Origin of the sequence: Streptomyces sulphureus DSM 40104 (genome assembly GCF_000381025.1) — a bacterium.
GTDB lineage: Bacteria > Actinomycetota > Actinomycetes > Streptomycetales > Streptomycetaceae > Streptomyces > Streptomyces sulphureus.
Genome location: NZ_KB905817.1, coordinates 462,824 through 482,388, shown reverse-complemented (window position 1 = coordinate 482,388; position 19,565 = coordinate 462,824). Strand labels below are relative to the sequence as shown.

Here is a 19,565-nt window from a genome sequence, read left to right as displayed (position 1 = left end):
GCCCCGAGCCCCGAGCCCCGAGCCCCGAGCCCCGAGCCCCGAGCCCCGAGCCCCGAGCCCCGAGCCCCGAGCCCCGAGCCCCGAGCCGAACTCCTCTGCCCACTGCGACAGAACCCCAACCACACCCGACCCCGCGACTTTCACACGCGCTCTTCCCGCCACATCCGCAAAAACGCACGTACCGCACGACGCCAACAACTGCCCCGCCCCCAAAGGCACTCGAGAACCCCGGCAACCCGCGAACCCGTAAACTACGACCGCCCGAAACCGGAACCAAAGACACCGTCAAGGCTCGGCTCATTCTCAGGCCCCGCTCCATCTCCCGAACCGGCCGCCCACAACTGAGTCACCCAATTCCGTAAGTGAAAGCACAGTGACGGTCCGCCGATTCACCCCCACCACGAGCGAGCCACCACGAGCAGCGAAACCACAGGCGAACCTCCCGGCAGTCCCCGCGAATTGGGGAATCCCGGCCGAACACGCGACGCCGCCCCGTGATACGGAGTACGTTTCCCCGCCCGGCGTTCGGCTGCGGCGGGAAGCACAGGCGCACGAACGGTGTTCATTTCCACGGCGGTCCCCGCCGGTTGGTGGTGCGCCAGGCGCACCAGGCAGCGGGCGGGCGCCCCTCGCACAACACGTCGGCCCCCGCGTGCAGGCGCGCCTCAGGTGCGCCGGCGCGGAGGGTAGCTCACCGTCGGAGGAGGAATGTCAGCTCGGACCCGTAATATGCGGTTCGCCTGTCGGGATCGGAGGGCCTGCGATGCCCCCGGGTTCGCAACCGGCGCCCTCGGCAGGAAGAATCGGCCTCCGGGCCCCCGGCCCCTCGCAGCGGTGAGAAGCTGCACGGGGCGGACGACGACGAGCCCCCACGGGGAGGTGGCAGGCGAGTGGTGGAGCAACTGACGCAGCACGATCCGCGGCGGATCGGCCAGTTCGAGGTGCTCGGCCGTCTCGGCGCCGGAGGCATGGGGCTGGTGTACCTCGCCCGATCCGCCTCCGGCAGACGCGTGGCAATCAAGACGGTGCGGACCGAACTCGCCGAGGACCAGCTCTTCCGCGTCCGCTTCACCCGCGAGGTGGAGGCCGCGCGGGCGGTCAGCGGGTTCTACACGGCCGCTGTCGTGGACGCCGATCCGCGCGCCGCGGTCCCGTGGCTCGCCACCGCTTTCGTGCCGTCTCCCTCGCTCGAGGAGATAGTCACCGAGTGCGGGCCGCTTCCGGTCCAGGCGGTCCGTTGGCTCGCGGCGGGCGTCGCCGAGGCGCTCCAGTCGATCCACGGGGCAGGGTTGGTCCACCGTGATCTGAAGCCGTCGAACGTGCTGGTCGTCGAGGACGGCCCGCGGGTGATCGACTTCGGTATCGCCTCGGGCGTCTCCAACACGCGTCTGACGATGACCAACGTGGCCGTCGGCACCCCCGCCTACATGTCCCCCGAGCAGGCTCGCGACTCACGCAGTGTCACGGGCGCCAGCGACGTCTTCTCGCTCGCCTCCACGCTGGTCTTCGCCGCGACGGGCCACGCGCCCTTCCACGGCGTCAACCCGGTGGAGACGGTCTTCATGCTCCTGCGTGAAGGGCCGGACCTGGAGGGCCTCCCCGAGGAGTTGCGCCCGCTGATCGAGTCGTGCATGCGCATGAACGCGGACGAGAGGCCCACGCCCGCAGACCTCCAGGCGCAGCTCGCCCCGCACCTCTTCAGCGGCAAGGACGACAGCGGAACGGTGTCGGCGTGGCTGCCGGCGAAGGCCGTCGAGTTGATCGAGGAGCGGCGAGGCGTCCGTCCCAGGGTGCCGCGTGCGGAGCCGCCGGGCGGGCATGCGGCGGGACCGCCCGTGCCCGAGCAGCAGGCCCCGCCCGTGAGCCACGGGCAGGCGCCCGAGCCGAGCCGCCCTGCGCAGCCCGGTAGGCATGCGGCGTACCCGCCCGTCTCCGCAGGGCCGCCCGCGGTCGGCGCCCGCGGCGGTCCGCAGCAGAGCGCCGTCGCGCCGCAGCAGGGCGCGCACGCCGCCCCGGCGCCCTCGGGCCTGCACGTTCCGGCGGACGGCGGCTCCGTCGTGCTCCCGGGCGCCCAGGTGCCGATCGGCCCCGGCCCGCGCCGCACGGACGAGCCGCCCCGCGAACCGGACGCGGGCCCCGGCACCGGCTGGGTGCGCCCTCCGAACGGCGCCCAGGCGCCCTCCCCGCCGCAGGCGTCCGCACCGGAGCCGAGCGCCCCGCCGGAGGCGGCGGCGCGCTGGCGGCCGTGGCGGTTCCGCATGTCCAACGACGTCTGGGGCACCCCGTTCGTCGCCGACGACCTGCTCTACGTCACGTCGTTCGAGGTGCACGCGCTCGATGTGGCAAGCGGCAGGCGGCAGTTCAAGACGCGGGAGGTCGCCTGGTCGATGGCGGTCTCCGGCGGCAGGGTCCACGCCTCCGACGGCCCCAGCCTCTACGCGCTCGACGCGCGGGACGGCACCGAGCGCTGGCGCCTCGGCACCGAGGGCTGGGTCTACTCGCTCGCGGTGGACCGCGGCACGGTCGTCGTGGGCACCCGCGGCGGCGGAGTCCAGGCGTGGGAGGCCGCGAGCGGCGAGCGTCTCTGGGAAGTCGGCGGCATGCAGGCCGACTTCGAGACCCGCGAGGGCGGCCCCGTGATCGCGGACGGCCGCGTCTACGTCTGGGGCGAGGGCCGCCTGCACGCTCTGGAGGCGCGTACGGGCGCCGAGTTGTGGTCGTACCCGGTCGGGGACGCCTCGGTCACCGGCGGAGTGCCCGTCCGGCTCACCGCAGCCGAGGACGGCACGGTCTACGTCTGTGCGGGCTCCAGGGTCTTCGCCCTCGACGTGCAGAGCGGCGCCGAGCGCTGGCGGTTCGACGCACCCGCCGCGTTCCTGTGCCCGCCGACGTTCGTGGCGGGCCCCGCGGTGACGGGCGGCGGCATCTACCTCGCCGACTACCTCGGCACCGTCTACGCACTGGACGCGGTGAGCGGCAACGACCGCTGGCGCATCGCGACGGAGGCGAGGCACTCGACGGAACCGGTCGTCGCCGCCGACGGCCTCGTCCATCTCGGCAGCGGCGCCGCGCTCTACACGCTCGACGCCGTGAGCGGCACCCCGCGATGGCGCTTCGCCACGGGAGGAGACATCGTCGGCGGCCCGGTGGCCGCGGCCGGCAGGGTCCACTTCGGCTCTGCCGACCACTGTCTGTACACGGTCGACGCGGTCGGCGGCCAGCTCCGTTGGAAGCTGGCGACGGGTGGTGAGATCACCGGCTCCCCCGTCGAGTCCGGCGGCGTCGTCTACGCGTGCAGCAAGGACCGTTGCGTCTACGCCCTCGACGCGGGCAAGGGAACGGGGCAGTCCCGCTAGCGGCGTGCGTGGAGACGTCCGCGGTGAGCGCGCGGTGGGCGCCTCTCCGCGCTCAAGCCGCCCGCCGCCCCTCCCCGCCGGGCTCGTCCCGCCCGCGTCGCTCGTCCTCCGGGCGGAGCGGCGTGACGGGCGGAAGCGTCTCCGTGTCGCGCTCCTCGGGGAGTTGGTCCTGGCGGGGCCCTGGTTGCGGTGGTGCGCCGGGGTACGGGTCCGCGGGGTGGTCCGGGGGAGTGCGGTAGGTCTCGTCGTACGCGTCGTACGGTTCGTGTGCGGCGTCGTAGTGTCCGAGGTGCTCGTGGTGGCGTCGGTGGTGGCGCTTTTCGGTCAGGCGTCTGCGGCCGTGCATCACCGCGGCGCCGAGGAGGATGGCGACGCCTCCGGCGAGTGCGGCGGCGGTGCCGATGCCCACCCCGTTTCCGCCCAGGGTGAGTCCGTCCGTGGTGTTCAGGGCCTGCCGGACCATCCAGAGGATCGTGATGCCCAGCGTGACGACGCCCCCGGCGACGACCAGCGTCCGCAGCCGCAGCACGACGCCGAGCACCACGAGGGCGGCGGCCACGAGCATCGGCAGGAAGAGGCCGCCGAAGAGTCCGGCGCCGCTTGTGGGTCCCGTCGGGGTGAAGAGGTCGTACCAGCCGGTGTCGCGCCCCCGCGCCCCTCCGTACCAGTCGCGGAACGGGCTGCGTACCGCAGCGGCGGCGCCGACCAGAGCGATCAACGAGCCGACCATGTACCGCACCATCTTGCCGCCTCGCTTTCCGGCGCCGCAGCGTCTCGTCCGGCGGGCGTCGGAGGCGCCGGAAGAGGGGACGCCGGGACGCCGCGAAGGTGCCTTCGCCGGTGCCGCCCGCGGAGGGACGTGGGCGGCGCCGGGGCTCTTTCGACGGTACGTCGGTGCCGCCGCCCTCGCGACCGAGCGGGAGCCGGGGCGCGTCCCTGGCGGTGTGCGCCTACGCGAGCGGCAGACTTCTCCACGCGCCGCACGTGGGGAAGGGTGGCGGCGACGCGTTGTCCACAGCCTGTGGACGGACCGCCAACGCCGGGCACGGCGAGAGGCGTTCGCGCCCGGACGACGCGCACGCGGGGCGTGCGGGGTTTCGGGGCGCACCGCGGCGGTGCGGGGCGCATACTGCGGAGAGTGCCGGGGCGGCACCGCCCTCGCGGTGCGTGGGCGTGCGTGTGCGTACCGCCGTCGCGGGGTACCCGCCCCCGGCGGGCGTCCGTCCCGCAGCCGCCCGCCCGGAGAAGACCAGGAGGAGACCATGGCCCTGCCCCGCGAAGAGCGTGAACGGTTCCTCGCCGAACCGCACATCGGTGCCCTGTCGGTCGACTCGGGCAGCGAGGGGCGGGGCCCGCTGAGCGTCCCCGTCTGGTATCAGTACCAACCGGGCGCGAATCTTTGGGTGTTGACGGGGCGCGACTCCCGAAAGGCTGAACTCGTCGCCGCGGCGGGGAGGTTCACGATGCTCGTGGAGCGTATCCAGCCGAGCGTCCGCTACGTCTCCGTGGAAGGGCCCGTGGTGGGCACCGTCCCCGCGACCAAGGACGACCTACGGGAGGTCGCCGCCCGTTACCTGCCGGCCGACAAGGTCGCCCCGTACGTCGACGAGGCGTGGACCGCCCATGGGGAGCAGGTCGTCATCCATATGCATCCCGAGCACTGGCTCAGCTCCGACCTCGGGAGCTTCTGAACCGCGCTGCCGACCTCGGCGGCGGCCGCGGCCTAGCTGCTGTGCCGGTTGTCGGCCCCCAGGGGCGCGACGCTGCCGTGGCGGCTGTCGCCTTCCGACGCCGCGGTGAGGGAGCTGATGTGCCGGTTGTCCTCGCTCGTGGTCGAGGGACCGGAGCTGACGTGGCGGCCCTGGGCGCTCACGTCCGAGGCGAGAGCGGGGGCGGCGCCCGCGGCGAGTACGCCCGCCGTCACGGCGCAGACGGCAACGGCCTTGCGGGTTCTGGACACGGCAACTCCTCGGGGAATGGGGCGGGTTCTTGTCCGCAGTGTAGTGACGAACTCTTCACATTTCATTCCCTTCGCGCCCGAAGCCTCGAACTGGCCGAATTCCATGGCGCTTGGTTTTAAGGGGCAGTTGGTGAAGAGAACAGCAGCAGTGTGTACGGAAGCAGGCCGCGGTCGACGGCTCCCCCCTGGATGCCGTCGACCGCGACCCGTTCGTCCCCCGTAGCTGTCGGCTCTTGACGCTGGGCAACGTCAAGGCCGTAGCACTTCGGTCAGTTGGCCGGTTCGCTCGACACGTGACGGTTGTTCGGACGGATCTCGCCCGCGTCCTCGGTGAGCGGCTCGCTCGACACGTGGCGGTTCTTGGTACTGGGCTGCTCGTCCTCGTCCGCCTGCGTCTTCTTCTCGTGCGTGCTCATGGTGGCTGTCTCCTTGGTCGATTGCGGACTACTGGAGCTCCCGTCCGGCAGCTCCCCCGTGGGCTGCCGGACGGGGCTCTCCACCGCCCGTGTGGTAGCGGCGGTTTCCCGTCAGTCCGCCTACCCCCCGAAGTGCCGGACCGACTGCTAGCAGCATGGCGCAGGGCGATAAACGAACGATGAACGACGGACCGACGGCCCTCTCAGGCGGCGACGACGGGGGTCAGAAGGCCCCTTGCCACCGCGGCCTCGTCGCTGCCGAGGCGCTCGAAGACGGCGAGCGCCTCGGACCAGCAGGCGCGGGCGCGGTCGGACTGCCCCAGCCGGTGGAGGGCCCGGCCGAGGAGCAACAGGATCGTGCCGCGACGCCACTCGCCCCCGATGCCGCGCAGCCCGAGCGCGCGTTCCGCGTGCCGTGCCGCGGCGGCGGGCTGGTCGGTGGAGAGGTGCAGTTCGGCGAGGCGGAAGTGGGCCATGCCGGCCCACAGGTGCTGCCTGGTCCTGTCGAAGAGGTCGAGGGCGCGGGTGAACTCCGCGTTCGCCGCGTGCCAGCGCTCGGCAGCGGCGAACGCGATGCCGAGCGTGTAGCAGCCGTTGGCGAGCCGCATCGACGCGTCCGTACGGCGGTAGATCTCGACGGCCTGCTGCGCGAGCGGGATCGCCTCGTGCGCCTCGCCCAACTGCACCCTCGCCCTGGCGAGGTTGCAGAGGGCGCTCGCTTCCGAGGACTCGTTGCCGTAGGCGCGGAAGCGCTCCAGCGCTTGCGTCAGGTGGCGTTCGGCGTCGCGCGGACGGTTCTGGTAAATGGCGACGATGCCGCGGTCGTTGACGGCGAAGGAGGACGAGATCCGGTCGTCGGCGGCCTCGCCCAGCGCCCCCGCGACCTTCGCCTCCGAATCGGCCTTGTCGAACTGCCCCGTGGTGAAGTGGACGGCCGTGAGCACCGAGCGTGCCCGCGCCTCGGCGTGCATGTCGCCCGCCGTGTGCGCCGCGACGCTCAACTCCTCGGCGACGCGCTCGTACTCGCGGATGTTGACGCCCGCCTCCGAGAGGTCGGCTGTCGCCATCAGCAGGTCGACGGCGGCACGCAGTCCCGCTTCACCGACGGACTGCCGGGCGCAGGCGAGGAAGCAAGCGGACTCGGCGAAGAGCCACGCGACGGCCTCGGAGTTGTCGCGGAACGCGAGCCCGCTGTGGCGGGTGGGTTCCAGGTGCTGGGTGAGCAGCTCGTCCGGCTGGTCCCTCGCGCGGAAGTTGCGGCCCGTCGCGAGGTAGAAGTCGAGGAGCCGCGCCAGCGCCTCGTCCCGCTCGCTCGGCGGCTGCTCGTCGCGTTCGGCGCACGCGCGCGCGAAGAGGCGGACGAGGTCGTGGAAGCGGTACCTGCCGGGCGCTGCGGACTCCAACAGCGAGGTGTCGACGAGGGATTCGAGGAGGTCCTCGGTCTCCTCATCGCCGCGGTCGAGCATGGCGGCGGCCGCGGTGAGCGAGATGTCGGGACCGTCGGCGAGGCCCAACAGACGGAAGGCGCGGGCCTGTTCGTGTTCGAGTTGGCTGTAGCCGAGTTCGAAGGACGCCTTCACGGCCTGGTCGCCCACCTTGAGCTCGTCCAACCTGCGGCGCTCGTCGGCGAGTTTGCTGGCGAGCACGGTGACGGTCCAGGTCCGACGGGCTGCGAGGCGGGCCGCCGCGATGCGGATGGCGAGCGGCAGGAATCCGCAGGCCGCGACGACGTCCATCGCCGCCTCCCGCTCGGCGGCGACGCGTTCGGCCCCGACGATGCGCGTGAAGAGCGTCATCGCCTCCTCCGGGCTCATCACGTCGAGGTCGACGAGGTGCGCCCCCGCGAGGTCGACCATCCGGGCGCGGCTGGTGAGCAGCGCAGCGCAGCCGGAGGTGCCGGGGAGCAGGGAGCGGACCTGCGCGGCGTCGCGCGCGTTGTCGAGCAGGGTCAGGACGCGGCGGCCGGCGAGGAGGGAGCGGAAGAGCGCGGCGCGCTCCTCGACGCCCTCGGGTATGGAGGAGTCGGGGGCGCCGAGCGCACGGAGGAAGGAGCCGAGCACCGCCTGCGGGTCGGCTGGGGCGGGGCCGGCGCCCTGGAGGTCGACGTAGAGCTGCCCGTCGGGGAAGCGGTCGGCGGCGGCGTGCGCGACGTGGACGGCGAGGGTGGTCTTCCCCACCCCGCCGATGCCGGCCACGGCGGAGACGGCCATCACGGTGCCGCCCGCGGCCGAGAGCTGGTCGGAGAGCTCCTCGACGAACGCCCGGCGCCCGGTGAAGTCCGCGACGGTCGCGGGAAGTTGGGCCGGCTTGGTGAACGTCACCGGTACCTGGGCCGGTTCGTCCGCTTCGAAGGTGAGGCCCTCGTCGGCCTCGAGGATGCGCTGGTGGAGCTCGGAGAGTTCGCTGCGCGGGTCGACGCCGAGCTCCTCGGCGAGGAGTCGCCTGGTGTCCTCGTAGACGGCGAGGGCCTCGGCCTGACGGCCGCTCCGGTAGAGGGCGAGCATCAGCAGCTCGCGGAGGCCCTCGCGGAGCGGGTGAGCGGCGGTGAGGGCGGTGAGTTCGCTGACGACGTCGGCGTGCGCGCCCGTGCGCAGGTCGAGGCCGATGCGGTGCTCCTGGAGGCCGAGCCGCCACTCCTCCAGGCGGGCGCGCTGGTTCTCCGCGTTGGGCCCGGGGATCTGCGCGAGGCTTTCGCCGTCCCACAACTCGAGTGCGCGCGCGTAGAGTTCGCGGGCTTTGGTGTGGTCGCCCGCGGCGGTGGCCTGCTCCGCCTCGTCGGCGAGGTGCACGGCCTGCTCCAGGTCGACGGTGGCGAAGCCCGCGGTGCGCAGGGCGTATCCGCCGGACTCGCTGACGAGGACCTCGGCGCTGCTCCCCAGCGCCTTGCGGAGGCGGGAGGCGTAGGTGCGCAGGGCCGCCTTGGCGCGCTCGGGCGGCTCCTCGCCCCAGATGTCGTCGATGAGCTCCTCGGCCGTCGCCGTGCGGCCGCGGCGCAGCAGGAGGGCGGCGAGCAGCGCTCGCTGCTGGGGTGACCCCATGCCGAGGGATCGCTCACCGTGCGTCGCTCGGACGGGTCCGAGCAGGGTGAAGCGCAGGTGCTGTGCCCACTCGGTGCCGTGCCCCGTGTGGTTGGCCGCGCCCATGGTCGCCCCCCTGGGGTACTTCCTCCACTGCCGCAAGGGGTCAGTCTGCCTTGTCCCTGCCAATTCCGTCAGCCGGGTACCGGCCTCCTTGCGGAGTCCTCGTACGGTGTGCAAGCCCTCTGCCGACCCCGATCAGGTGCGCATAGTGAACGGGCGCCGTCCTCGGCGGAGCAGGATCGTCCGGTCGACGACTTACCGGCGCGTCATGTAATCGTCTTCAACTCCCCTCACCAGCAGGAGAGTTCTTCGACAACACGCGCAACGCGCACGCGGGCCCGCGCCGGCGGCGCGGGGGTACGTCCGCCCACCGATCATGACATACCGCGATGGCACCGGATGGCTGAATTCCGCTGACGCGGCAGCAGTTCGCCGAACGCGGACAGTACCCTGCGCCGCCGCCGTCGCCACGGCGCGCCCCCGAGGCCGACTCCCCGTCCCGGCCGCCCGTCGGGACACGCCCATATCCTCGGAGAATGACCTCGAACGCGCAGGGACCCACCGCAAACGCCATGCGCCGCGCGCTCAAGCGCGCACGCGACGGTGTCGCCCTCGACACCGCCGAAGCCGCCGTCCTCCTCCAGGCACGCGGCGCCGATCTGGAGGCCCTCGCCGCCTCCGCCGCACACCTGCGGGACGCCGGCCTCGCCGAGGCCGGCCGCCCCCGCACGATCACGTATTCGCGCAAGGTCTTCATCCCGCTCACCCGCCTGTGCCGCGACCGCTGTCACTACTGCACCTTCGTCACCGTCCCCGGCAAGCTGCGGCGCGAGGGGCACGACATGTTCCTCTCGCCCGACGAGGTGCTCCAGATCGCCCGCGAGGGCGCCGAACTCGGTTGCAAGGAGGCGCTCTTCACCCTCGGCGACCGCCCCGAGGACCGTTGGCCCGAAGCCCGCGAGTGGCTGGAGGCGCACGGCTACGACGACACCCTCTCCTACGTGCGCGCCATGGCGATCCGCGTCCTGGAGGAGACGGGCCTGCTCCCGCACGTCAACCCCGGCGTCCTCGGCTGGACGGACTTCCAGCGGCTCAAGCCCGTGTCGCCGTCGATGGGCATGATGCTGGAGACGACGAGCGAGCGGCTCTGGAGCGAGCCGGGCAACCCGCACCACGGCTCGCCCGACAAGGAGCCTGCGGTGCGGCTGCGTGTCCTGGAGGACGCCGGGCGCTCCAACGTCCCCTTCACCAGCGGCATCCTCATCGGCATCGGTGAGACCTACGAGGAGCGGGCGGAGTCGCTCTTCGCGCTGCGCCGCGCCCAACGCGCCTACCACGGGCTCCAGGAGACGATCGTCCAGAACTTCCGCGCGAAGCCGGACACCGCGATGCGCGGCATGCCCGACGCCGAACTCGACGAACTCGTCGCGGCCGTCGCCGTCGCACGGCACATCCTGGGCCCGTCCGCACGCGTCCAGGCGCCGCCGAACCTCGTCGCAGGCGAGTACGGGCGCATGATCGAGGCCGGCATCGACGACTGGGGCGGCGTCTCCCCGCTCACCCCCGACCACGTCAACCCCGAGCGCCCCTGGCCCCAGATCGACGAACTCGCCGAGCGCACCGCGGCCTCCGGCTTCGAGCTCCGCGAACGCCTCACCGTCTACCCGGAGTTCGTGGCCCGCGGCGAGCCCTGGCTCGACCCGCGGGTCCTGCCGCACGTGCGCGCGCTCGCCGACCCGGAGACGGGGCTCGCGCGCGAGGACGCCCGGCCCTCGGGGCTCCCGTGGCAGGAGCCCGACGAAGAGTTCACCGCGGCAGGCGCAGGGCGCACCGAACTCCACCGCACCATCGACACCGAGGGCCGCACGGCCGACCGCAGGGACGACTTCGACTCCGTCTACGGCGACTGGGAAGCGCTGCGTGAACGGGCGGCCCCCGGCATGGTCCCGGAACGTATCGAAACCGACGTGCGCGAGGCGCTCTCGCAGGCCGCCGACGACCCGGCGAAGCTCTCCGACGACCAGGCCCTCGCCCTCCTCCACGCCGAGGGCGAGGCGCTCGACGAGGTGTGCCGCATCGCCGACACCCTGCGCCGCGACACGGTGGGCGACGCCGTGACCTACATCGTCACCAGGAACATCAACTTCACCAACGTCTGCTACACCGGCTGCCGTTTCTGCGCCTTCGCGCAGCGCCGCACCGACGCGGACGCCTACACCCTCTCCCTCGACCAGGTGGCCGACAGGGCGCAGCAGGCGTGGGACGTCGGCGCCGTCGAGGTCTGCATGCAGGGCGGCATCCACCCCGACCTGCCGGGGACCGCCTACTTCGACATCGCGCGAGCGGTCAAGGAGCGCGTCCCCGGCATGCACGTGCACGCCTTCTCGCCGATGGAAGTCGTCAACGGCGCGAGCCGCACGGGACTCTCGATCCCCGAGTGGCTCGCACAGGCCAAGGAGTCCGGCCTCGACACCATCCCGGGGACCGCGGCCGAGATCCTCGACGACGAGGTGCGCTGGGTCCTCACCAAGGGCAAGCTCCCCGCCGCCACCTGGGTCGAGGTCGTCAAGGCCGCGCACCGCCTCGGTCTGCGCTCGTCGTCGACGATGATGTACGGCCACGTCGACCAGCCCCGGCACTGGCTCGGTCACCTGCGGCTGCTCGCCGAGATCCAGCAGGAGACCGGCGGCTTCACGGAGTTCGTCACGCTGCCGTTCATCCACACCAACGCGCCGGTCTACCTCGCGGGCATCGCCCGCCCCGGCCCGAGCATGCGCGACAACCGCGCCGTCACCGCCATGGCCCGGCTGCTCCTCCACCCGCACATCACCAACATCCAGACGAGCTGGGTGAAGCTGGGTACCGAGGGCGCAGCCGAGATGCTCCGCTCGGGCGCCAACGACCTCGGCGGGACGCTGATGGAGGAGACCATCTCCCGTATGGCCGGGTCGAGTTACGGCTCCTACCGCTCCATCCGCGACCTGGAGGCGATCGCCGAGGCGGCGGGGAGGCCGGCGAAGCCGCGCACCTCCGTCTACGGCGAGGTGCCGGAGGAGCGCCGCGCCACGGCGCTCGCCTCCGACGGGCACCTGCCCGAACTGCTCCCCGTCCTCGGACAGTAGCGGGCGGCGGCGGCCGGCCCCACCCGGCCGCCGCCGCCCGCCGGGGCGGTGCGGCCCGCACCCCGCTCGGTAACCTCGGGGCCCGCAAGGGGGGTTCGCAGAACCAGGGAGGGGAACGGGGAGTGAGCGAGACAGGGCCGATACCCGCCGTCGCGGGCGGGCGATGGGGCCGTGCCGAGCAGCAGGACTTCCGGAGCCGCGTGCGCGGGTGCCTTCTCGGCGGGGCGATCGGGGACGCGCTCGGCGCGGCGGTGGAGGGCGACTCGCTGGAGGCGATCCGGCAGACGCACGGCGCGGAGGGCGTCACCGACTACGGGGAGGCGTACGGACGCCGGGGCGCCGTCACCGACGACACGCAGCTGACGCTCTTCACCGTCGACGGGCTCGTCCGCGCCCACGTCCGCCGCGACGGCGGCTCGTGGCACCCGCCGACCGACGTCCACCGCGCCTACCTGCGCTGGGCCGCCACCCAGCGCGACTGGGGCCCCGACGAACGCCGCGCGGAGGACGGCTGGTTGGCCCGTCAGGAGTGGCTCTACGCGCAACGCTCCCCGAACAAGGAATGCGTCGACGCACTCCGCGACACCCGCATGGGCACGCTCGACGATCCGAAGAACCCCGCCTCCAAGGGGTGCGGCGCCGTGACGCGCTCCGCCCCCTTCGGGCTGCTCGTCGGCTGGGAGCCGCAGCTCGTCTTCCAACTCGCCGTCGAGTGCGCGGCGCAGACCCACGGGCACCCCTCGGGGACGCTCGCCGCCGGCGCCTTCGCGCTCGTCGTCCACGGGCTCGCGCGGGGCGAACCGCTCGACTCCGCCGTCCAGCGCACGCTCGCCCAACTCGCCACGCGGCAGGGCCACGAGGAGACGACGGAGTCCCTCAAGCGCGCCCTCGGCGCCGTCCGGCAGGGCATCCCGGGGCCGGAGCGGATCGCCGCGCTGGGCGAGGGGCGGGTCGCCGAGGAGGCGCTCGCCATCGGCGTCTACTGCGCGCTCGTCGCCGAGGACGTCCGCCACGGGCTGCTCCTCGCCGTCAACCACGACGGGGACAGCGACTCCACCGCGGCGGTCTGCGGCAACCTCCTCGGCGCGCTCCACGGCGAGACGGCCCTGCCGCCCGCATGGCTCGCCGAGTTGGAGGGCCGCGGCACGATCCTGGAGCTCGCCGACGACTTCGCGATGGAGATGACGCAGGGCGCGGCGCTGCACACGCCGCAGGCGATGGCGCCCGGTTGGTCCCTGCGGTACCCGCGGGGCTCCTGACCCGCCCGCAACGGGGGCTGACGGCACGGAGGTTGCGTGCGATGGACGCATGGGGGGATGGACGGCAGTCCTCGTGCCGTACGGCTTCGGAGCCCTCCTCGCGCTGGTGGCCGCCTACTCCGCCAAGGAGTACCTCTCCGGTCTCGCACAGGTCGCGGCCGGGCGCGAGGCGCGGCAGCCGCCTCGACCGCGCCCGGACCCACCGAGGCGCTCCCCGGCCCCAACTTCCGGACCGCGCCGATCCTCGGTGGGATCGTGCAGTGCAGCCAGTTGTTGCCACTACGCCTTCGCACACCTCACCCTCGGGGATTTCCTCGCGGCGCAGGAGCTCTACGACAGCCCGGAGCGCCTGCTCGCCAACTTCCGTGCCAATCCCGAGGGTTGGCGCGAGGCGGTGAAGCTGTGGTGCGCCGTCGCCTCGGTCGAGTGCACCGGCGTGGTCTGCGCACTCTTCGAGCCGGGCGACGACGAGGAGCAGCTCCTCGCGCTGGAGTGCCTCGGCGACGCGACGAGCGTCAACGCGGGGATCGCCGAGTCGATCGTCGCGCACTTCCTGGCGGACGACGGCGAGTCCACCCGCTGGAGGTCGCTGGGGGCGCCTGGCCGCCGTGGGTGGCGGCGGCCGTCTTCGTGCCGTCGATCTGGCTCGCGGCAACCGAGCCGGAGAACGGTTCGTCCGCGGAGGCTTCGCTCGGCTGCCTCTCCTCGGCCTTCCTCCGCTACCTGGCCGCGCTCGGCGTCAGCACGACGGCGCTGCTCGTCTCGTGGCGGGTGACGCTGCTCGTCCGCGTCGTCCTGGGCGCCGCCTGCTCGCTCCTCGGGGCTGCCGCCGCCGTTCGCACGCGGCACCTCACCCATCCCTACCGCCGGTGTCTCGACGCCGCGGGGGAGCGCGACGACGCGGTCAACTCGCCGAGCAGGGCGGGCCGAAGGGGGTCCGACCCCCCTCGGCCGGGACGGCGGGCCAGTCGAGAGGGGGCCGGGGCGCGGCGTCAGACGGTCTGCCGGCCCTCACCGAATCCGGTGACGAAGCCGCGCCACGCGCGCGGGCCGAAGGCGAGCGGGGTGCGGGCCGGGTCCTTGGAGTCCCGTACGGCCACGAGCCGCACGCCCGGTGAGCAGACCTCCACACAGGCCCCGTTGCCCGTCGAGTGGCTGGACTTGGTCCAGCGGCGTGTTTTTCCCTGCTGAAGTGACATATGCGCTCCGGTGGTTCCGGTTCGTCAGGACTTGGCGGGACGTTACGCCTAGTCGCAGCTTGATCACGCGCTTGTTCACCCGACCGGATGGCATATTCCAGAGGGCGCTTCACACCGCAAGGTCCGTAGGACTACCCTCCCGTCCTCAGCCGCGTGCGTATTCCTTCGCGACCTTTTCGACGAACTCCCGTGTCTGGTCCGCGTTGAGCGCCTGCGCCCGCAGGTGCTCGTACATGACGCTGTAGCTCTGCACGTCGTTGGCCTTCTCCAAGTAGAGGTCGCTGGTGACCCCTTCGAGGTAGATCACAGTCGAGTCCGACGCCTCGGGGAACTCCAGGATCGCGTACTGACCGTTGACCCCCGGGTGCGCGCCCATGGTGAACGGCATCACCTGCACCGTGACGTGCGGCAGTCCGGTGAGCTGGTTGAGGTGCTCCAACTGCTCGGCCATCACCTGTCTCCCGCCGACCTCCCGACGGAGCACGGACTCGTCGAGCACGGCCCACAGGCGCAGCGGGTGCTTGGTCTCCCTGATGCGTTCCTGGCGCCTTATGCGCACCTCCACGCGGCGCTGGATGTCCTTGGGGGTCGCCTCCGGGAGCGCGCCGGCGACCACGGCCTCCGCGTACGCGTGCGTCTGCAACAGCCCGGGGACGACCTGGGGCTCGTAGACGCGGAGCGAGGCGGCGTCCGTCTCCAGGCCGATGTAGACGCTGTAGGGGATGTCGCCGAAGGCGTGCCACCAGCCCTGCTGCCGCGACTCCTTCGCCATCTGCATCAGGGAGTCGACGATGCGGCGGTCCTCCACCTCGTAGACGCCGCACAGGTCGCGGACGTCCCGCTGGCTGATGCTGCGGCGGCCGTTCTCCAGTCTGCTGATCTTGGACTGGGAGACGAGTAGCCGCTCGGCCACCTCCTCGGCCGTCATGCCTCTCAACTCGCGGAGCCGGCGCAGCTCCTGGCCGAGACGGCGGCGTCGGACGGTGGGATTGACGTTGGGCGCCACGAAACTGCACCTCCGCTTTAAGTACGACAACTCCAGCAGATTGCCACCAACACGTGGCCCACCGCTGGCGAATGGCAACAGAGGGTGCAGGTTCGGACACGGTGGGGCCGCGCCGGGGCGGGGCTGCTGCCCCGGTGGTGCGGCTTCCTGTGCGACTGCCGGTGGTGCGCGTACGGAGGCGCCCGGCGTGCGCGCCGTCCGTGGGGCGTCCTCCGGCGTGCGTTCCCCGGGCGGGGACGCGCTTCGCGCCCGCCCGTCCGGAGGCCCCGTACGGGCGGGCGTCGGGCCCGGTCCGTCGTGGCCGCCGGACGGCGGACGCGAACTCGCTTGTGTACGCGTGCAGTTCGGGCGCGGATCGCGCCGCGCGCGTACGGCGGAGGGGAGTCAGCGGGCGCCGGCCCGCGCCATCCCTCCCGCAGGGTGCCGTTGTTGGTGCTCGGGGTGCTCGGGGTGCTCCGGCGCGTGTGCCGGGGCGCCGGCCGTCGCGCGGACGGCTCCGTTCTTGCGGGGCGGCGCCCCGCCGTTCGGTGCGCGGCGCGGCTGCGGGCCGGCGCCGTTCTGGACGTCCATCACCGCGTGCGCGACGAGGCCGCCCATCGGGTCGTGCCTGATCAGATCCCGGAGCCGGGAGCGGCAGGACCGCCCCTCGTTCCCGGGGTAGAGGTGCTTGCCGAGCCCCACCGCGTGGGCGAGCGCGGCGAGCGCCGCCGTCCGTGGGTCCGGTGGAACGCCGGTGCGGATCGCGGAATCGAGCCGGGCCCTTATCTCCCTGCTGATCGCCGTGTCCGTCGCCTGGTAGCGCGTCGTCGGAAGTACTCCGCACATCTGGCCGGCGACGGCGTGCACCATGCCGCACCGCTCCAGGTGTGTGAGATAGGTTTGGCGAAGTCCCAAGCGGGGCCCGCCGATCCAGTGGACCGCGCGTACGGGACTGCCACGCCTGCGCAGCAGTTCCAGTGCGGAGTCCAGCGTCGGATCTCCTGTCGGCCGCGGCAGTACCACGGCGATACGGTCCCCGTCTGGGGCTATCCGTCCCGCCAGCGCCAGCTCCACTAGCTGTGCACCGGCCAGACCGAGGTCGAGCGACTGCGGCTGCGCCGTGGTGCCCGTGGCCGGGTCCAAGGCGAGCAGCAGAAGCTCCTCCGGAATTGTTCTGCGGCTCCTGCCCATCCATGCCTCCCCGCGTGGATGCATGACAGGGTGACGCCTCTCACAATGGTCTGTCGAGAGTGCGCGGTCGTTATGTGCGGGAACCAGTAGCTATGTCGTTCTCGTCTCGCGGGTGGGAGGGCTCACGGGCCGACCCGAAGCGCACCGGCGGCACTCCGTGGCGAGGGCGGTGCGCTGGACACTGTTAACTGGTAGGGCAGCGGCGCGTAGCAGGAGCATCAGGAGGCATCGGTGGCGGGCGAGTCCCCCGACAGGTCGGAGCGGGAGAAGTCGTCGGGGGAGACGACTCGGGACGACGGGTCGGTTGCGCGATCCGAGGAGACGGCCGAAAAGCAGTCCCCGACTGCCGGCCCGGAGGAGGCGGCGTCGGACGAGGCGCCGGAGCGCGACGAGAGCGAAGCGGAAGCGGCGGCGGACGCCGAGGAGGCACCGGCGCCGGCCGGGGGCAAGGGGGTCGAACCCCCGGACGAGGAACGCCCCGAGGAGCCGGCGGAGGGCAGCGAGGACGCGGAAGGGCGCCCCGCCGAGGGCGACGAGCGCCTGAAGGCGGCGGTGGCCGCCTGGGTCGCCGGGGACCAGGACGAGGGCGGAACAAGCCCCTCCGGAGGCGAGGAGAGCGAAGCCGCCGACGACGAGGAGCGCGGGAGCTCGGCCGCGCGCACGGAGGGCGACGGGGACGAGCCCCAATCCCCGGACGTCGAAGGGGAATCCGGGCTGCCCGTACGCCCGAAGGGCGCGCCCGAGCCGGAGCCCGACCAGCCGACCGCGATGTTCAGTGCCGTCCGCCGCGAGGAGCCGTCGCCCGACGACGAGGAATCCGCGGCACGCCGCGCCGAGCGGATGACGACGGCGTTCTTCGGCTCGGCCAAGGAGGCGCGGAACGCCTCGGCGCCCGAGGAAGCGGCGGGCGAGTCCGACGGGGCCGCAGCGAAAGGCGAGGACGCAGGGGAGCGGGACGCCGCCTCCGATTCCCTTGGCGACGAGGCGGATTCGGAGTCGTCGCCCGAGGCGGGCGCGTCGGGTGCCGGGTCCGGTGACTCGGGTGCCGGGTCCGGGGACGGGGCCGGTGGGGACGCGTCCGAGGGTGGCGACGGTGCCGGTTCGCAGGACGAGAGCGCCGAGCCCGAAGGTGCCGAGCCCGAGGAGGGCGAAGGCGTCGGGGCGGAGGAAGGCGCCGCACGTCCCGTGGACCAACCGACGACCGCCATCCGCTCGTTCGCATCAGGGAAGGCGTCGTCCGGCAGCCCGGGGAAGGACCCGCGGGCGGGCTCTTCCGCGGGGAAGGGCGCCGGTAGCGGCAGCGCGAAGGACTCCGGCACGACAGCGGGGAGTTCGGGCGTTGAAGGCGCGGGCACCAACGAGGAGCGGGACGAAAAAGGCGAAAGCGGTAAACGGGGCGAACCCGGTAAGTCCCGGGAAAAGCAGGGAAGTTCACCCGGCGGCAGGAAGAAGCCCGACGAGGCCGAGAGGGAAGCCGAGCGGACGAGCCAGTTCGTCCCGCTGAAGTCGCTCGACGAGGCGAAGGCGACCCCGCCGCCCCCCTCGGTGCCGCCGAAGCCCGCGGGCCCGCCCCCGTCTTCACCACCCGAAGACACAAAGGCGCCGCGCGAGGCGCCGGGTGCGGAGCCGCCCGAGCCCGGCGCGCTCCCTGCCGAGGGCGAGGCGGAGCGGACGAGGCAGCAGCCGGCGCCCGAGCCGCAGCCGCTCGACCTGCTCGCGCAGCTCACCAACACCCCGCCGCCGCCCGAGACACCGCTGCGCACCGCCGTCCGCAGGGTGAAGATCTGGACGCCGCTCGTCCTCCTGCTCGCCGTGGTCTTCGTCGTCGTCCAGGCGGTCCGTCCGCTGCCGGACGCCTCGCTGGAGCTCACCGCGGCGGAGACGTACACGTTCAAGGGCGACGAGCCCTCCGTGCCGTGGCCGTCGGAGGGGCAGGCCGTCGTCGACGTCTCGGGGCTCGGCTCGTTCGGCACGCACGGCGAGCAGAAGCCGGTGCCGATCGCCAGTGTCGCGAAGGTGATGACGGCCTACGTCATACTCCGCGACCACCCGGTGAAGAAGGGCAAGGGCGCCGTGATCCCCGTCGACCGCAAGGCCGAAAAGGACGCGGGGCTCAGCGCGCAGAACGAGTCGACCGTGGAGGTCAAGGAGGGTGACAAGATCACCCAACGCGAGGCGATCGACGCCATCATGATCGCCTCGGCGAACAACGTCGCCCGGCTGCTGGCCCGTTGGGACGCAGGCTCCGAGAAGGCGTTCGTCAAGAAGATGAACGAGGCCGCCAAGGACCTGGGGATGAAGAACACCACCTACACCGACCCCAGCGGGCTGAAGGTGGAGACGGTGAGTACGGCCGAGGACCAGGTGAAGCTCGGCAAGAAGGTGATGGAGGACTCGCTCTTCCGCGAGGTCGTGCGTCAGCCCCAGTACACGGACGCAAAGGGCGAAGTGCAGCCCAACTGGAACAAGCTCGTCCCGCTCGACGGGGTGGTGGGCATCAAGACGGGCACCACGACGCACGCAGGCGGCAACCTGCTCTTCGCCGCGGAGCAGGAGGTCGGCGGGACCACCCAGCTGGTCGTCGGCGCGGTGCTCGGGCAGTACAAGCCGTCGATCCTCGACACCGTGCTCGCCGAGAGCAAGAAGCTCATCGACACCGCACAGGACAGCCTGGAGTCGGTGAAGGTGCTGAGGAAGGGCGACACCGTCGGGTACGTCGACGACCAACTCGGCGGGAAGACGCCTGTGGTCGTGGCGAAGGACGTCGAGGCCGTCGGTTGGGCGGGGCTCAAGGTCCACCTCGACCTCGACGCCGCGAAGGACGGTGTGCCGCACGAGGCGTCGGCGGGCGACCGCGTCGGCGAACTCACCGCAGGCGAGGGTCCGGGACAGGTCAAGGTCCCCGTGGTGCTGAAGGAGGACCTCACCGAGCCAGGTTTCGGCTCGAAGTTGACGCACCTGTTCTGAGCCGTCGTGCCGCCGGAGCGCCCGCTCCGG

At 72.5% G+C, this 19,565-nt stretch carries 13 protein-coding genes; 6 read left to right on the top strand and 7 right to left on the bottom strand.

Translation table 11 applies throughout. The features are described from left to right. Positions 1–890: 890 nt before the first annotated feature. Positions 891–3,356, top strand: coding sequence for a protein serine/threonine kinase AfsK (afsK, locus tag F603_RS0117255; protein WP_019547232.1), 2,466 nt, complete (start codon positions 891–893; stop codon positions 3,354–3,356). 52 nt (positions 3,357–3,408) lie between these two features. On the opposite strand, the gene F603_RS0117250 is transcribed toward afsK, so the two are convergent. Next, a complete protein-coding gene (locus F603_RS0117250) occupies positions 3,409–4,098 on the bottom strand; it encodes a hypothetical protein (protein WP_019547231.1) in 690 nt (229 codons plus the stop codon). A 520-nt stretch (positions 4,099–4,618) separates the two neighbouring features. Between F603_RS0117250 and F603_RS0117245 the strand changes: the two genes are divergently transcribed. Further along, entirely contained in the window at positions 4,619–5,047 is a 429-nt protein-coding gene (locus tag F603_RS0117245) for a pyridoxamine 5'-phosphate oxidase family protein (protein ID WP_019547230.1), read from the top strand. 32 nt (positions 5,048–5,079) lie between these two features. Here F603_RS0117245 and F603_RS0117240 read toward each other — a convergent pair whose 3' ends face one another. The 3 genes from F603_RS0117240 to afsR form a co-directional block, all read right to left on the bottom strand. Next, positions 5,080–5,316 carry a hypothetical protein gene (locus F603_RS0117240; protein WP_019547229.1) on the bottom strand — a complete coding sequence of 79 codons (237 nt, stop codon included), beginning with the start codon at positions 5,314–5,316 and terminating at the stop codon, positions 5,080–5,082. A 269-nt stretch (positions 5,317–5,585) separates the two neighbouring features. Then, positions 5,586–5,732 (bottom strand): hypothetical protein, encoded by a 147-nt coding sequence (locus F603_RS35385; protein WP_019547228.1) that lies wholly within the window; start codon positions 5,730–5,732, stop codon positions 5,586–5,588. A 203-nt stretch (positions 5,733–5,935) separates the two neighbouring features. After that, positions 5,936–8,875 (bottom strand): SARP-family global regulator AfsR, encoded by a 2,940-nt coding sequence (gene afsR, locus F603_RS0117230; RefSeq protein ID WP_019547227.1) that lies wholly within the window; start codon positions 8,873–8,875, stop codon positions 5,936–5,938. Between the two features lie 473 nt (positions 8,876–9,348). Here afsR and F603_RS0117225 point away from each other — a divergent pair, with 473 nt between their 5' ends. From F603_RS0117225 to F603_RS35115, 3 genes are all read left to right on the top strand, one after another. Further along, a complete protein-coding gene (locus F603_RS0117225; RefSeq protein ID WP_019547226.1) occupies positions 9,349–11,934 on the top strand; it encodes a bifunctional FO biosynthesis protein CofGH in 2,586 nt (861 codons plus the stop codon). A gap of 122 nt (positions 11,935–12,056) precedes the next feature. Continuing rightward, the gene (locus F603_RS0117220) at positions 12,057–13,193 is read left to right on the top strand and encodes an ADP-ribosylglycohydrolase family protein (RefSeq protein WP_019547225.1); all 1,137 of its coding nucleotides are present in this window, start codon (positions 12,057–12,059) and stop codon (positions 13,191–13,193) included. A 49-nt stretch (positions 13,194–13,242) separates the two neighbouring features. Beyond that, positions 13,243–13,968, top strand: a complete 726-nt coding sequence (locus tag F603_RS35115) for a hypothetical protein (RefSeq protein ID WP_158678652.1) — start codon at positions 13,243–13,245, stop codon at positions 13,966–13,968. Positions 13,969–14,185: 217 nt separating this feature from the next. Here F603_RS35115 and F603_RS34130 read toward each other — a convergent pair whose 3' ends face one another. The 3 genes from F603_RS34130 to F603_RS0117200 form a co-directional block, all read right to left on the bottom strand. After that, entirely contained in the window at positions 14,186–14,392 is a 207-nt protein-coding gene (locus F603_RS34130; RefSeq protein ID WP_016906584.1) for a DUF397 domain-containing protein, read from the bottom strand. 145 nt (positions 14,393–14,537) lie between these two features. After that, positions 14,538–15,398, bottom strand: coding sequence for a helix-turn-helix domain-containing protein (locus tag F603_RS0117205; protein WP_019547222.1), 861 nt, complete (start codon positions 15,396–15,398; stop codon positions 14,538–14,540). A gap of 384 nt (positions 15,399–15,782) precedes the next feature. Continuing rightward, positions 15,783–16,568, bottom strand: coding sequence for a GOLPH3/VPS74 family protein (locus tag F603_RS0117200; RefSeq protein WP_019547221.1), 786 nt, complete (start codon positions 16,566–16,568; stop codon positions 15,783–15,785). A 231-nt stretch (positions 16,569–16,799) separates the two neighbouring features. Here F603_RS0117200 and F603_RS0117195 point away from each other — a divergent pair, with 231 nt between their 5' ends. Further along, complete coding sequence (locus F603_RS0117195) at positions 16,800–19,535, top strand: D-alanyl-D-alanine carboxypeptidase (RefSeq protein WP_019547220.1); 2,736 nt, start codon at positions 16,800–16,802, stop codon at positions 19,533–19,535. Positions 19,536–19,565: the final 30 nt, after the last annotated feature.